12 protein-coding genes are annotated in these 16,085 nt (G+C 41.8%); 2 read left to right on the top strand and 10 right to left on the bottom strand.

Annotated elements, in window-relative coordinates:
- Positions 1–38: 38 nt before the first annotated feature.
- From IGI66_RS03150 to IGI66_RS03140, 3 genes are all read right to left on the bottom strand, one after another.
- Positions 39–245, bottom strand: a complete 207-nt coding sequence (locus IGI66_RS03150) for an MJ0042-type zinc finger domain-containing protein (protein WP_010781741.1) — start codon at positions 243–245, stop codon at positions 39–41.
- Between the two features lie 122 nt (positions 246–367).
- Positions 368–2,047, bottom strand: a complete 1,680-nt coding sequence (locus IGI66_RS03145; RefSeq protein WP_438847550.1) for a ribonuclease J — start codon at positions 2,045–2,047, stop codon at positions 368–370.
- A 197-nt stretch (positions 2,048–2,244) separates the two neighbouring features.
- Entirely contained in the window at positions 2,245–3,294 is a 1,050-nt protein-coding gene (locus IGI66_RS03140; RefSeq protein WP_010781743.1) for an aspartate-semialdehyde dehydrogenase, read from the bottom strand.
- Positions 3,295–3,587: 293 nt separating this feature from the next.
- Here IGI66_RS03140 and IGI66_RS03135 point away from each other — a divergent pair, with 293 nt between their 5' ends.
- Positions 3,588–4,406, top strand: coding sequence for a hypothetical protein (locus tag IGI66_RS03135; RefSeq protein ID WP_010781744.1), 819 nt, complete (start codon positions 3,588–3,590; stop codon positions 4,404–4,406).
- Between the two features lie 103 nt (positions 4,407–4,509).
- Here the strand turns inward: IGI66_RS03135 and IGI66_RS03130 are convergent, their stop codons facing one another.
- The 6 genes from IGI66_RS03130 to IGI66_RS03105 all read right to left on the bottom strand — a co-directional run bounded on the left by IGI66_RS03130 (position 4,510) and on the right by IGI66_RS03105 (position 14,013).
- A complete protein-coding gene (locus IGI66_RS03130; protein WP_438847548.1) occupies positions 4,510–5,898 on the bottom strand; it encodes a L,D-transpeptidase family protein in 1,389 nt (462 codons plus the stop codon).
- 202 nt (positions 5,899–6,100) lie between these two features.
- Entirely contained in the window at positions 6,101–8,398 is a 2,298-nt protein-coding gene (gene pflB / locus IGI66_RS03125; protein WP_010781746.1) for a formate C-acetyltransferase, read from the bottom strand.
- Positions 8,399–8,830: 432 nt separating this feature from the next.
- On the bottom strand, positions 8,831–9,529 hold the full coding sequence (locus IGI66_RS03120; protein WP_010781747.1) for a helix-turn-helix domain-containing protein: 699 nt from the start codon (positions 9,527–9,529) through the stop codon (positions 8,831–8,833).
- 161 nt (positions 9,530–9,690) lie between these two features.
- Entirely contained in the window at positions 9,691–10,236 is a 546-nt protein-coding gene (locus IGI66_RS03115) for a hypothetical protein (RefSeq protein ID WP_438847546.1), read from the bottom strand.
- A gap of 1,325 nt (positions 10,237–11,561) precedes the next feature.
- Positions 11,562–12,266: a helix-turn-helix domain-containing protein gene (locus IGI66_RS03110; protein WP_010781749.1), complete on the bottom strand. Its 705-nt coding sequence runs from the start codon at positions 12,264–12,266 to the stop codon at positions 11,562–11,564.
- Positions 12,267–12,699: 433 nt separating this feature from the next.
- On the bottom strand, positions 12,700–14,013 hold the full coding sequence (locus IGI66_RS03105) for an NCS2 family permease (RefSeq protein WP_438847545.1): 1,314 nt from the start codon (positions 14,011–14,013) through the stop codon (positions 12,700–12,702).
- A gap of 306 nt (positions 14,014–14,319) precedes the next feature.
- Here IGI66_RS03105 and IGI66_RS03100 point away from each other — a divergent pair, with 306 nt between their 5' ends.
- The gene (locus IGI66_RS03100; protein ID WP_438847543.1) at positions 14,320–15,231 is read left to right on the top strand and encodes a UbiA family prenyltransferase; all 912 of its coding nucleotides are present in this window, start codon (positions 14,320–14,322) and stop codon (positions 15,229–15,231) included.
- Positions 15,232–15,278: 47 nt separating this feature from the next.
- Here IGI66_RS03100 and IGI66_RS03095 read toward each other — a convergent pair whose 3' ends face one another.
- Positions 15,279–16,055, bottom strand: a complete 777-nt coding sequence (locus IGI66_RS03095) for a DeoR/GlpR family DNA-binding transcription regulator (RefSeq protein ID WP_438847542.1) — start codon at positions 16,053–16,055, stop codon at positions 15,279–15,281.
- Positions 16,056–16,085: the final 30 nt, after the last annotated feature.

Raw genomic sequence — 16,085 nt, 5'->3', positions numbered from 1 at the left:
TAAACAGCTCAAAAATCAAATCAAAAAAAAACGAAAGATCACTCTTCCGTCTTTGTCTCATATTTGCCCTCTTCACGATCCTCAAAGGTCATAAAATAGCCATTCGTAATTCGTTTTTCGTACACATGATGGCAATTAGGACACTCCACCGGCATCGCTTCCTTCGGGTGATCCTGAACGTTCAATACTTCGTCAACAAAGAAATGTGTGCCGCAATTTGGACACTTTAATGGTTTTTCCAACATATAACCAGCCCTCTCTACATTTACTACTCCTTTAATCATACTCCTTTTTTACAAAAAATAAGAGTAGGAAGTATCAAAAAAACTTCGCCAATCAGAATCGATTGGCGAAGCGTCTCATTTCTTTATTTGCGACGTCCGCGACGTTGGTTCGCTTCCATGATCACAGGTAAGATCACAGGACGACGTTTTGTTTGTTCAAACAGGTGACGGCTTAAATGATCTCGAATGTCTTGCTTCAGCTTGCTCCATTCAAAATCGTCCGAGTGGAGATGTTTTTCAACGATCTCACTGGTAATGTCGGCACTTTCCTTGATCAAATCGCGGCTGGCTTTGATGTACACAAATCCTCTTGAAGTGATTTGCGGGGCAGAAACGATTTTTTTCAATTTACGATCAATGGTCACAACGACGACAAAGATGCCATCGTCAGACAAGACTTTTCGGTCACGTAAAACGATATTTCCAATATCCCCCACACCGATCCCATCGATCATAATGTTATCAGCAGGGACGCTGCCGGCAGCACTCATGTGTTTATTTTTATATTCCAACACATCTCCGCGGCCAGTGATGAAGATATTCTTGAAAGGCATACCCAGTTCATTCGCCAAACGTGCATGAGCAGACAACTGGCGATATTCACCTTGGACTGGAATGAAGTATTGCGGCGACATAATGTCCATCATCAATTGCAGATCACGTGGATTCGCATGCCCTGATACGCGTAAGTTTTCAGAGATACTCTTCACGATCCCGCCAGCGCGATAGATCATGTCTTCTGTTTTCGCGACTGTCGTCTCCATCGCGATCGTTGGCGTCGTAGTGATATACACGAGGTCGCCATCTTCGATCTTCAAGTTGCGGTGCGAGCGGTTCGCCATTTTTTGCAAGGATTTGATAGGCTCACCCATCCGGCCTGTTTCTAAAATGATCAGCTCTTCCGGTGAGTAGTTTTTCATTTCTTTGATCGTGATCAAACTATCTTCCGGTACTTCAAGTTTTTTCAGACGCATCCCTGTTTTGATGATACGGTCTAAGTCTTGACCTGTAAGCACGACTTTACGCCCTGCTTTTTTAGCGGCATTCAAGATTTGTTGAACCCGTTGCAGGTTGCTGGCGACACAGGCGACAATGATCCGGCCGTCCCATTCGTTGATGGTATCGTAGACTTCACTGGCGATTTCTCGTTCAGAAGCCACTTGGATCGGATTCTCCGCATTTGACGACGAGCTCAATAATGCCAAGACGCCTTCTCCGCCGATCTCTGCTAAACGACGATAGTTCGTCGCATACATCGGGATCGCCGTCGGGTCGAATTTGAAATCTCCTGTATACACGACACTGCCTTCGCTGGTCTTCAAACTGATCCCAACGGAATCAGGGATCGTATGCGTGGTTCGGAAGAAGCTGATGACTGCTGTCCCAAAATCGATCTCCGTGTGCTCATCGATCACGTGGAAATCCTTGAAGTTTTTGCTTTCTTCATTTTGGCTGACAGTCAATTTCGCTAATTCGACCGTCAACTCTGTTCCGAAGACAGGTACGGCGACCTCAGATACCAAATAAGGCAAAGCCCCGATCGCATCTGCGTGCCCATGTGTCAGGAAAACCCCCGCTACACGATCCGAATTTTCTATTAAATAGGTAAAATCAGGAATCACAACATCGATCCCCAACAATTCATTTTCTGGATATTTTAGTCCGCAATCGAGGACAAAAATATCGTTGTCCACTTCAACTGCATACATGTTTTTACCGTTCTCACGCACGCCGCTGAAGGGAATTATTTTGACTGTACTCAAAAAATCCACCTCTCCAAATTTTTATAATAAATTTATTTATCGTTTCAGCTTCCTCAGACCCCGTAATCAGTTCGGTCTGTGCCTATACTCATTAGCTATTATACATGATTTTTTCTGAAAAACCATCGATTGAAAATGAGCTTAAGAAAAAGGCTTGAGACGCAGCACGTCACAAGCCCTCTTTCGTTGATCCTTCGTTAGTTTAATAAGTCCATCTCGTACATCGTCTCAGCGATCTGCAAGGAATTCCAGGCTGCGCCCTTCAATAGATTGTCCGAAACGACCCACATATGAACGCCCTTCTCTTCATCAGGGTCCTTACGGATACGCCCGACGAACGTCTCATTCTTGCCAACACTGTTCAATGCTTGGGGATAGATCTGCTGGCTTGGATCATCCTCCAAGACCACTCCGGCTGCCTTTTCCATCAGTGCTTGGATCTCGGCAACAGTTGCTGCTCGTTCCGTCTCGATATAGACAGATTCAGAATGCCCGCTCATGACCGGAATACGCACACAGGTCGCAGAAACTTTGATGGTGTCGTCTTCCATGATCTTTTTCGTTTCATTGATCATTTTCCACTCTTCATAGGTATACCCGCCATCTGCGAATACATCGATCTGCGGCAAGGCATTGAAGGCCAGCGGATAATGCTTTTTATCGCCGCCGCAGGGCAAAATATCTGCCTGCCATTCAGCGACCGGCTTTTCATCCAAATAGTCCCGCGTCTGCTGCTTCAACTCTTCCATCGCTTGGTTTCCCGCGCCAGACACCGCTTGGTAGGTCGACACAAGGACACGATTCAGTCCAAAGGCTTGACGGATCGGCTCTAACGCCACCATCATCTGGATCGTGGAACAGTTCGGATTCGCGATGATCCCCTTATGTTCACGCAATGCTTCAGGATTTACCTCAGGAACCACTAACGGTACTTCTGGGTCCATCCGAAAATGACTGGTATTGTCCACGACGATCGCTCCGCGTTTCACCGCTTCAGGCGCAAAGGTCGCAGAGATGCCCCCACCCGCTGAGAATAAGGCCAGATCGATCCCTTCGAATGAATCAGGAACCAATTCTTCAATGGTTTGAGTGTCGCCCTTAAATGAAAGTTGCTTTCCAGCAGAACGCTTAGAAGCCAAAAATTTTACCGTACCCAGCGGCAACGAACTATTTTCTAATAGTTTGATCATTTGTGTTCCTACAGCGCCAGTAGCGCCGACGATTGCAACATTCACTTTTCTCATCATAATCACTCTTTCATTTCATAGTATTTTAACAGTTTATCACATCTGTTTTGAAACGCAAGCGCTCTTTCTATTATTCGAATCGATCGAATGATTGAGACAATAGTCCTTCTAATCCGACAAATTATCGGTCTCTCGTCTTTTCAATTAACTGTTATAACAAGGATAAAATAAACTTTATCATCAATATGTTGTAAAATAAATTAAAAAAACAAAGATTTTTGAATAATTTTATTGTGATTTTCTAATAAAAGCTTTAGAATTAATGTGTAAGCGTTATTCGTAGGGGGTCAATCATGGAAGTTAACGGGTATATCATTGAGCAATCGCGCAAAAGCGCGGGCATACCACGTGAAGCCTTAGGGGCCATTTGCGCACCGGCTGACTTAGAATGGATTGAAATGAAGAACGAAGGCATTCTGGAAGTGGTTTTAGATCTTTGTAGAACATTGGAAATTCCGTACCATCATGTTTTTCCTGACACGATTCTTTGCACAGAATTCTCTTTATTGAACATTGTACGTTGCCTGCATTTGCGTCAAGAGTTCTCGACCGTCTTGTATTTGTTAGACCATTATGGGAAAAAGATTTCTTATAACAACGCACGAATCGTCGGCCATTTACTGTATTTTCGCGCCTATGCCACGCTGTTCGGCGAACAAGACACACGAAGCGCCGTACACTATTTTCAACGAGCCCATACCTTTTTACACGATGAAAGACGTTATGAACTGCTGGTACTAAAAGGACTAGCTACTTGTTATCAAGCAAACGAAGAAAAAAAGCGCGCACGCATTTTTTTTGAACGCGCGGAACAATTGGAGGAAAAAATGAATACTCAATTAGAACTAGGGCCATCTTATTATCAAGCCGCTTGCTTTTACGCGGATCGAGGAAACCAAGCAAAGGCCAATGCCCTTTGCGATGAAGGCATCCAAACATTAATAGAAGTGAATGTGACCGAGGGATTAGAAGAGTTGTTTTTTGAAAAAGCGGTTATTCAAGAAAATCCTAAAGACAAAGTGGAATGCTTAAAACAGGCGGACTATTACGCCAAACTGAATGAAAACCTCAATCTAAAAGAAATGATCCAAGAAAAATTAACCCACATCTAAAACACCCCTTCGGAAACAGCACATCGTCTCTGCTTCCGAAGGGGCGTTTCTTTTTTATCAATGAGTCAGGCGTCCGAAAAAGAATAGATGCCCATTTGCTGGCTTAGCCAACAGCAGTGCCATATTCTACTGGCTTGTCCCATTCTCCCGGAGCCTCATCATAGATATGCCCATAAATGAAGACGGGCATCCCTATAAAACTGTAGTCGTAGATTTGAGCAACATTTGCTTTGGGCGTATTCACACAGCCGTAGCTTCCAAGATCCGTCATAAAGGCGCCCGGCTGACCAAAGTATTGCAGCTTATGATCCGTATCGTGAAGTCCGATCTCAGTGATCGTCTGCCCGTAGCTCAATAACGGCAGCCAATAATCGACTGGAACATTGTACGTTCCGTCTCCTGTCGTCAGCACACCGCTCAAGTCGACATTTCGCCGCTTGTCCATGATCGTATGGAATCCGGGAACCGTCGCTGTTCCCTTGTCGTATCGGCCAGTGATCACATCCGTCTCAACGACCAACTTGCCTTTGTCAAAGCAGTACATCTTTTGATTATCGAGATCCACCTCAACGTAGTTTTTCGTGATCCGCAGCGGCTGTGTCTTCGTGTTTCCCCGCAGCACCAATGCGATCGTTTGCGCTTCTGGGTCCTTCAATTCATGGACGATTTTTTTGGCAGATTGTTTGATGTCGATGAACCAGCCATAGTTGCCCACGTTTTTATAGCGCAGACGCTGACCGTGGATATTGGTGAATTCTACGGGTTTATAAATGGTTGAATACTTCCGTTCCAATTCTGCCACCCACTCTGTGACGGCGCCCAGATCAATCGCCCCCTGTTCATCTACAGATGCTGAGAGCATTTCCTCTGTCAGCGGAATCGTCTGTTTGTTCAGCTTTAGCTTGATCCCGCGTTTTCTGATCCCTCCCAAACGCTGCGTTACCTTCTGCTTCTCCAAATCCCGTTTCGTGACAGCCGGTTGCTTATAAAAATCCGTCAGATCATAGGACGTCTGCAATTCTCCTTTGTCAAAAGAGGCACACAATTCCTTCATAAGACGTGGCGAGTCAACGACTGTTCCGGCTTTTTCCGGTTGGATCTTAAATTGTTTATTTGTATAGATGACTGTCGCATTTTTCGCCTCTTTCCCACCAAGAAACGACGCGCGATTCAGAGCCATGACTAAATTTTTTCTTGCCCCTTTTTTAAAGGGCAAACGAACGTCCCCTCGGCGCACATTTTTCTTCAAGTAGTCTTTTTGAATGTCGTAGGGTGCCTCTAGCTGCAATTGAACCGTTTGATGATCCCCCTTCAGCTTGATTTCCACAACTTCCGTTTCTTTGCGAATTTTTTCTGCTGCTGCTGGAATGGAAAGTCCCCCGACTTCTACATTCGCAACCTTCGACCCGAAATAGAAATGTGAGCCAAAATACAGATAGATCATTATAAAAAAAGCCATCGCCCCCGCAACGGCACCAACAATACGTACCACCCACTGGTCCTCATACTCCTTCAAACCCTATCACCAACCTGCTTTATCATTCCCTTCATTATAAATTACAACCGTCATTTTTTAGTCAAAAATCATAATTATTAATATTTTTTAACATTTTTGGTAAAAAAAGACCCTGAAGCTCAGAATCGAGCGACAGAATCTTTCGTCAAGTTCTATTTTGTTAAAAATAAAATTATTTTTACATTTTTGTATGGTCTGTACGTGAGATCACGTCTCGACGTTGTTCTGGCGTTAAGTCGCGGAATTTCACTGCGTAGCCAGATACACGAATCGTAAAGTTCGCATATTTTGGATTGTCGATATCTTTGTCCATTTCTTCAAGCAGCTCACGACCAAAGACGTTCACGTTCAAGTGGTAGCCGCCTCTATCGAAGTAGCCGTCTAATACTTGACGCAGATTGTCTACTTGCATGTTTTCGTCGTCTGTACGACCTAGTGCGCCTGGATTGATCGTTTGCGTATCTGAAATACCATCTTGCGCGCAAGAGTAGTTTAATTTCGCTGTTGAGTTCAATGAAGCCAACAAGCCATTTTTCTCACCTAAGAATTTTCCATCTTGATAGCTTGGGTTCGCACCTGGTGCCAATGGTTTCCCAGCACGACGGCCATCTGGTGTATTCCCCGTATTTTTTCCGTAAACCACGTTTGATGTGATCGTCAACAAGGACAAGGTCGGTGTTGATTCACGGTAGGTATGCTGACGTTTGATTTGCGTCATGAAGTACTCAAGAATCCAGTTTGCCATTTCATCCGCTTCATCGTTGTCATTTCCGTAAGTTGGGAATTCGTTTTGCGGAATATAATCGATTGCTAAGCCGTCTTCATCACGAACGACTTTCACGTTTCCGTGTTTAATCGCCATCAATGAATCTGCCGCATGCGAGATCCCTGCGATTCCCGTCGCAAATGTGCGTTTCAAGTCTGTATCCATCAATGCCAATTGCGGTGCTTCATAGGCATATTTATCATGCATGTAATGAATCACATTCAACGTATTGACATACAATTCAGCTAACCAGTCTAAGACATCTTTGTAGCTGTCCATGAATTGATCAAAATCAATACTGTCGCCTTCCAACGGACGGAAGCGCGGCCCAACTTGCATCTTCGTCATTTCATCCACACCACCGTTGATCGCGTAAAGTACCGCTTTCGCTAAGTTGGCACGAGCGCCGAAGAATTGCATGTCTTTACCGATCACCGTTGCAGACACACAGCAAGCGATCGCTGCATCGTCTGAGCCCCAGTATTGACGCAATAGATCGTCATTTTCCAATTGGATCGACGAGCTTTGTTTCGCTACTTTTGCTGCATACGTACGGAAGCCTTCTGGTAAATGAGACGAATACAAGACCGTCAAGTTTGGCTCTGGTGAAGGACCCATGTTTGTCAATGTGTGCAGAATACGGAAGTCATTCTTCGTTACTAATGACGAACCATCCATGTTCATCCCAGCTAATGACAGCGTCGCCCAAATTGGGTAGCCTGAGAACAATTGGTTGTATTCCGGTGTACGAGCGAATTTCACCATACGTAGTTTCATGATCAAGTGGTCGATCATTTCTTGTGCTTCAAACTCAGTGATCACGCCGCGGTCTAAATCACGTTGGATATAAATATCTAAGAATGCAGAGATACGTCCGATCGACATCGCTGCCCCATTTTGAGATTTGATAGCCGCAAGGTAACCAAAGTATAACCATTGGATCGCTTCTTGTGCATTGCTTGCTGGTTTTGAGATGTCATAGCCATAGCTTGCAGCCATTTCTTTCATATCCGCCAACGCACGGAATTGTTCAGAAACTTCTTCACGCAATTGGATCACGTCATTCGTCATGACTTTGCTGCCGACATTTTTCCAATCTTTTTTCTTTTCTTTCATCAAGTAGTCAATACCATACAATGCCACACGACGGTAATCGCCGATGATTCGTCCGCGTCCGTAAGCATCTGGAAGACCTGTGATGATCTTGTTTTTACGTGCTAAACGCATTTCGTCTGTATAAGCATCGAAGACCCCTTGGTTGTGGGTTTTGCGCCATTTGTTGAAGATGAATGACATTTCGTCGTCTACTTCATAGCCATTTGATTCCAATGCTTTGTTGGCCATGTTGATCCCGCCGAAAGGCATGAATGCTTGCTTCAATGGAACATCCGTTTGCAAACCAACGATTTTTTCTTCGTCTTTGATCAAATATCCTGGTTCATGAGAAGTGATCGTCGCAGGAACATCTGTATCCATGTCGTAAACACCATTTTTTTGGTGTTGTACTTCGAATAGTTCTTGTAATTTATCCCAAAGTTTATCTGTGCTTGGCGCTGCGCCTTCTAAAAAGCTGTCGTCACCTTTATATTCTGTGTAGTTGCGTTTGATGAAGTCCAACGTGTTGACCTCATGCTGCCACCGACCTTCGTTAAAACCTTCCCAAGGACTCGTTGTTTGTTTAACAGTTTTTTTGATTGTAGTAGTTTCCATATCCGCACTCCTTTGTTCATTAGTTTCAATTTAATTTAAAATGATTATAACAAAGGAATCTGTTTTAAGAAAGGGCTTTTTTTACTCCTTATCGATGCAAATCCTTTTAAAATAATGATAATTATTTTATTATCGACCAATCCCTGTAACAGTTTTCACTATAACAGATCATGTAATTGATAATGACAGATACTTATTGAAAGTCCGAAACACTATTCAGTTGACGCTTTAATCGAAGGATTGTAATTGAAAAACAGACGACTGATACAGAAGCGCTTGTGAATCTTTTTTCCCTTCGTTTTCTCATAATCGGTAAAAAAATCTTAAAAAACTTTTTTTATAAAGAAAAAAAATCAGGAATTTCTCTCGCTTTCGAGACACTATTCCTGACTTTTTTCTAATTTAACTGTGTTTTTTTATATGTGATTCCACTTACATGCTGTATTCTTTGATGTGCTCACTCATCAATCCGTTGGGGACATCATGAAGACGGTAGCCATTCCCCCAGTACGTAATGATCCGCACATTTTCGATGTGGGCATGGGCGATCTTCTTACGGATATTCCCTACAGCCGTAGACATTTGCACTAAGCGTGATTTGCTGACTTCATTGTTCCATACTTTGTTGCACAGCTCATCTCTGGAGATGATCTTCCCGCTGCCCTCGGCTAAAGCGCAGATGATCTTCTTCTCAATGTTGTTGAGGGAGCTGTAGAATAGAACCAGGTCTTGCTTTTTCATTTCAGATTGTCTGACCAAGCCTTTTGAGATCGACTCCTTGTGCCCTTCGCGGGTATCGCTTAGCAGCAAGAACTCTCTCAATTCGGTCATCGTACAATCAATCGACAGGCAATGGTTCTCATCGATATTCGGCACCGGCTCGTCCGTTCTTCGCAGATAATGAAGATCCTTTTCTAAGATAATAGGTAAAATCTCGTTAAATTCTTGGTTCGTCAATGTTTCACTAAAGATGACGATATCAAAAAGAGAGAGAATCTCTTCAAAATAATTCGGTTTGTTCACATCGAAGAATTCTTTTAAAACAAATACCTCGTAATCCAATCGCTGCAATTCGTTTTGAAAGTCCTGCTCGATAATAATGTTTCTCGTCAAAATGATCACTTTTTTCATGTTGCTTCACTCCCGTCTTTACTCGATTCCATTTTTTACACCCTTTAACTCCGTTTACTTATCTCCTGATCATCCCTTACAGCAGAATCTCTGCGTAGTAACGCCTGGATGATCTCTTATGGCAGGTTTCTTGTGCACTCTGGCTCCCCAGCCAAAGATTTCTACACATTCGATTCAATTTGCCTTGCGTGCTCTTCTGCTCTTTGAATCATCTTACGACTGACCGTGGCAGCCTTCAGTAAGGTGTCTGCCGCCTCCGCCTTTGTAAAAAGTTCAAGAACAGTGCTTTCATTATTTTTTGAAACCCCTTTGGTTAACCGTTCATTTTTCTCACGTTCATACATATAGTGTTCTAACAGACGCGCATATTTTTCTTCCAGATAATCGATCTCCGCCTGCTCCTCAGAAGCAAGACATTCGGTCGAAGGCCTTCGTTGAAGGACGAAGCGGCGCCTCTCTAAATTATCCTTATTGTAATAAACAACTTCCTTCTCCGTTGAAGATACCTGGAATTCTTCCAATCGCACCGTTAATTCCTTCAAACGATCGCGGTAGGCCGAAACCTTTTCCTCTAACGCGCCGCGAATCCCTTCCAATCTCTCCACCTGATCCAAGAGCTGCTCGTTCTGATTTTCTAAAAATTCAACCGTCTCGACTAATTGGCTTTTCGTCGCCATCCTTGAATTAGAACTATAAAAATTTCTCAAAATTGTCTCATCCTTTTTCGTTGTGATTAAGATCAAATGATTTTTCATTTCTATATGTATGAATTTCGACTTATTATGTATAACTTTTTTCGATTTCCAACCAACTACTTACGGGTATACGTTGTGACAGAAGCTTATCTTCTATTTACTATGCGTTGATTTTCGTGCTATTTTGCTGCTCCTCTCTCTTATATAGTGAAAAAATTTAGCTGTTGAAAAAATAGACGCCCTCCCTCTCAAACATGCTGTATCTGCAAATAGAGAATTATTTATTCACGATTTGAATTTGGAATTACCTGAGAATGCCTGATCTGCTAGAAAAACCCCGATGGAATAACCTTAGTTATATAACTCGCGTAATCAAGAGGACACATTCTAATTCAAAAAGAATAAAAATTATTTTTATTTCAAATAAATAATTTTTATGTTTTATTATGCATCTATTTTTAAAAAATTATAAAATATTTTTTATAATAAATCAACAGTATATTAACTTTCAATCAAACCTTTTTTTTAAAATGATTTTTGCTCATCGAAATTTTTAATCAAATGCCCATTTATTACAAAAAGATTTTGATTGTTTCTAAAAAATCTATCAAGAATCCAATAGGAATAGCTACATGAGAATCATTCTCTTAAAACAATCACGACTCTTTCTCTATTGGTGATCATTCATTTTATGTCCACTTGTCATCTCAAATAAACGTTTTACTCCCTTTGATCCTAAAAACTCCACCTCAAAATTTAATATATTTATTCAGGAAAAATAATAGGTATTGAAATACCTAAATATAATATAAACGGATTTTTATTCATATACGATGGATTTTTATGATTGCTCTTTTTCAGATTGACAGGCTTCGCCTCAGTTATTTTTCATTCATTTGGCCTTTTGAAGCTTTTTAAACTAATTCTAATCTGGAAAATGCATTCTAATATAATAAATGTATGATTGCTCTTTTTAAAAGCAAAAAGAGCTATTTCACAGCCTTTATCAACTATACCTTTCCAACGTTCCTTTATGATAATCATTCTTTTATTATTATTTACACCCCTTTTCGTTTCCCATACCTTTGATTTATTCTCTTTGAAAAAGGCTTTTGCTTTCCCCTCACTAAATGTTTTTATGTATTTTTACGTTTTCAGATGGATTAATATGAGATTTTGATTCAAAGCTTGGTTTGGAGCTATTCTCGACAAATCACAACAAAAAAAGCGTTCCTGCTTCATGATCTGAAGACAAGAACGCTTTTTAAATGACTACAGGATACCTGCTTTTATTATTAACCTACAGACTCTTCCTCTAGCCCAACCGTATCGATCCGTTAACGAATGAGTACTTGATTTTCTTCCACCACGTCATTTTCTAAGTAGTCAAAGAATTTTTTATTCAAACGATAGCCATGTCCCCATACCGTTTGGATCGCTTCATCCCCAAATTCGTTCGCTAATTTTTCATTTACTTTTGAGACGACCTTCGAAAGACTGGCTAGAACAGATTTCGTTGGGTCCTTCTCCCAGATCTCTCGACTGATCTCTTCACGAGGAACCGTTCGTTCTCCCGCTTGGATCAAATAGTAGACGATTTCCTTTTGCTTTAATTTCAGGCTTAACTCAGAAAGCTTCTGCTTCACTGTGACCTGCTGCGCGTGGACAGACTTTTTATTCGTCAAACGAGAGATTTCCGCGATCAATAAAATTTCCCGAAGCTGTTCAATATCTGCATCAAGTGGAATCCACGCGTGAAAAGGATTTGAACCCACTTCCTCTGATTTGTTCTCTTTGGCTCTGCGAAACAGCTTCAAATTTCCTTGTGGCAAGTGTTTGATTATTTCATAGGTTTCGATGTCATACAATGTTTCGCTGAAAATAATGCCTTCAAACGGTTCCAGAAAACTTTTATCAAACGATTTTTCCTTCAATAAGCTCACCATATTTTCAGAGCAATAAACCTCGTTCCCTAATTGCTTCAAGTGGCGTTCAAAATTTTCCTCGTAAAGTGGGACTTTCGTCAAAAGTAATAACTGCATAATGTGCTTCCTCCTTAAAAACTACCTTTACCTATCAAAATGTCTTTGCGATTTGTAAGGTGTCTTTGCGCTCAAATTAAATATCTTATTAATAAATCCCGGAAAATTAATTCTAAATATCATCCGAAGTCTTAATATAGAAAAATAATTATACAAATTGTATTATATTATACTGTTAATTTCAGGTCAATTTCAAATTTGAAAATAAATAATTATGTTGGCGTTTACCATGAAAGGGCAGTTAATTCGAAATGCGATTATCTTACGAGTAAATAACTTCATTTATTTAATCATTTTATAAGCAAAAAGCCCCCCCCTCAACGGTTTTCATCCTTGGCAAACACCTATCTGACTAGCGGGGCGCTGTGTTTTCAAACAAAAAAACTGTTTGCCTTCTGCATTACAGAAAACAAACAGTTTCGTGATGACTCTTTTATTTTACATTCAAGATCCACATAAAACCGATAAAGACGAAAAACAAGACATACATGATTGGTGAGACTTCTTTGCCTCGTTTAGCAGCGATCATCGTGATTGGGTAGAAAATAAATCCTAAGGCGATCCCATCAGAAATGCTGTAAGTCAATGGCATACCGATCAGAATCAAGAAAGAAGGAATCGCAATTTCTAATTGGTCCCATTTGATTTCACGTAAAGACTGTGCCATCAATACACCGACGACGATCAGCGCAGGTGCTGTCACTTGTGACGTCACGACAGATAATAATGGGGAGAAAAACAAGCCAAAGATAAAGAATACCCCCGTCGTGATAGCGGTCAGACCAGAGCGGCCGCCAACTGCGATCCCTGCGGAAGATTCCACATAGGCACCCACTGGAGACGTTCCTAGTAGAGAGCCCGCCAACATCGCGGTCGAATCAGAAGCCAATGCTTTTCCGACACGGGGCATTTTATTGTCCTTCATGAAGCCTGCTTGATTGGCTAAACCTACCAACGTTCCAGCAGTATCAAAAAAAGTCACCAGCAGGAAGGTCAAGACAACGACCCAAAGCTGCAGCGTATTGATATCCTTCACGTGATTCAAAGCGACTAAGAAAGTCGGCTTCAAACTTGGCGCCGCCGAAACAATGTGCGTCGGTACTTGGATCAGACCGGTTACTAACCCTAGCAATGTCGTCGCGACCATCCCGATAAAAATCCCGCCAGGAACGCGTCGTACCATTAAGATCGACGTAACGATCAAACCGAATACCGTCAACCATGTCGTTCCTACACTCATTGAGCCCAGACCAACCAACGTCGATTTATTCGCGACGATGATGCCGCCCTCGCTTAATCCCAAGAAGGCGATAAAGAGGCCGATCCCGCCAGAGATCGCATATTTCAAATCAGAAGGGATCGCGTCAATGATCATTTCCCGTAATTTGAAAATCGTGATCAAAATAAAAATCAGCGATGCCACAAAAACCCCTGCTAAAGCGGTCTCCCAGCGAATCCCCATACCGATACAGACAGAATAGGCAAAGAAAGCATTGATCCCTAGTGCAGGTGCCGTCGCTATCGGATACCGTGCAAGAACCCCCATCAAGATACAGCCCAATGCACTAGCTAGTGCTGTCGCAGTGAAGACAGCCCCCTCGTCCATACCGGAGGCGCCTAGTACACTAGGATTGACAAAAAGAATATACGCCATCGAAATAAAGGTAGTAAAGCCTGCCAATATCTCTCTTTTTACAGTTGTATTTAGTTTTTCAAGTTCAAAATAGGAATTTATTTTCCCTTTCATGATACTCCCCCTACATTCTAAAAAAATGTTCGTAAAATAATAGCATGTTTTTTCAAACAACGTGGATAATCATATAATAAACACGATAATAAGTAAACAATAATCTGTGAAAAGAGTAAAACACGAACATTAACGCAATATAATACCCTTATAATTGAAACCCTTTCCCTGCTCTTAAACAAACTATTGGACAAATGATTCAAACCTCGCTATTTTTGAAAAGGACTTCCTATTCTGCTTATCTTCTATTCAACATTTCAACAAGTTGTACGTTAAAATAAGCGCAAAAAAAGAAGGAGGATGACTTTGAAGCATCTTACGTTTAAACAATTTTGGGAATTGACGGAAATCTATACGGCACCGCTGAATCTTTTTATTATTTTATTAGGGTATGCCATCGCAAACTTTCAATTAAATAGTGTACCCAGTCCTGAATTCTTTCTATTTGTCTTGATCATCGTGATGTTCCATATCACAGTGAACGTTTTTAACCATTATATGGACTATCGCAATGCTTCTGACGAGAAATACAAGCAGCAGACCAACATCATTGGCCGGGATCACTTAGACCTGCGCTTCGTGCGGAATTTTTATTTGGGTAATTTGTTGATTTCTTTCCTATTAGGATTGGTCTTGGTGTGGCGGACGAATTGGGTGATCGGTGTGTTGGGGATCATCGGCTTTTATATTGGACTCTTCTATTCCTATGGCCGGCGTCCTTTGAATAGTCTGCCCATCGCGGAGGCGTTGACAGGAACTGCCAGCGGTTTTTTCATTACTGTAGTCAGCTATTATCTAACCGTTTATCAGACGCATGCGATCACACCCGCCATGATCGGCAACGTATTTTTGATCAGCTTGCCCCTCGTCTTGATGATGTTCAATAATTTACTGGCAAATAATACCTGTGACCTGGAAGAGGACATCGAAAACCACCGCAAAACATTAGTGTATTACTTAGGAAAACCAGCTGCGGTAAAATTCCTCTTAAGTGTCTATGTCTTCAGCTTCTTATGGTTGATCGTTCTGGTCGTTGCGGGTCTGGCTCCTTGGACCATCTTGTTTTTAGTCTTCCTGTTTCCTAAAAACTGGCAGAACCTGAAACGGTATCGTGCCTTGCAGGACAAACGGACGACCTTCCCGATCGTTTTAAAGGCCATGTCTGCACTCATGGTCCTTTATCCGGTCCTTTATTTCATCGGCTCACTTTTCGCCTAAAAAAAGCCTGTTTACTTTCCTGGATTGGGAAGTAAACAGGCTTTCTTTTATACGATCAGCAAGTTGATCTTCAACTCATCAATGTCCTGCTGCTGTTCTCTTGTCATGTACTTGTCCGTAATCAAGTAATCACATTCGTCTGGCGTCGCAAATTGTTTGAAGCTCCGCTGATTAATTTTACTAGACTCGCAAAGGACGATTTTTACTCGCCCGATATTGATCAGACTTTTTTTCATTTCTGCTGTCTCATAGTTAGGTGTTGAATGACCGTATTTTTTATCAAAAGAAGTCGTCCCTAAAATGACTTTATCGACAGAGAAACCTGCCAACCCAAGTGCTACAGAGCTTCCAGAAACATAGGGATAGCCATTGCGAATCGCACCGCCGATGACTTGCACCTGATAATTGGTTTTTTCACTCAATAATAAGGCGATCTCTAGATCATAAGTCAAAATGGTCAAACGCTTTAAAGGACTGTTGATCAATTTTTCGGCAAAGGCGCGGCAAGAAGTTCCGGTATCAATCGCCAAAATGTCATTTTCCTCGATCAATCGAACGGCTCGCTCGGCGATTTGGTATTTTTCACTCGTAAATTCGCGGCTTTTTGGAATGATCTCGACGCTGCGTTGAAAGTCTCGCTTGATTACCCCGCCATGTGTACGCGTCACTAGTCCTTCGTTTTCGAGTTCACGCAGATCATTGCGAATCGTTGAACCTGTCACATTAAAAATTTCTGCCAGCTCGGCCACTTGCATTCGATTTTTCTCATTGACTAAATTAACGATAGACTGCTTTCTTTCTTCTGCATACAATTGATCATCCATATTTTCTCACCTTTTTGTGTTTTGTTTCAT

Origin of the sequence: Enterococcus sp. AZ048 (genome assembly GCF_051715125.1) — a bacterium.
In the GTDB taxonomy this organism is placed as follows: domain Bacteria; phylum Bacillota; class Bacilli; order Lactobacillales; family Enterococcaceae; genus Enterococcus_A; species Enterococcus_A gilvus.
The sequence above is the reverse complement of the archived record's forward strand: the minus strand, read 5'-3'. Positions and strand labels throughout refer to the sequence as shown.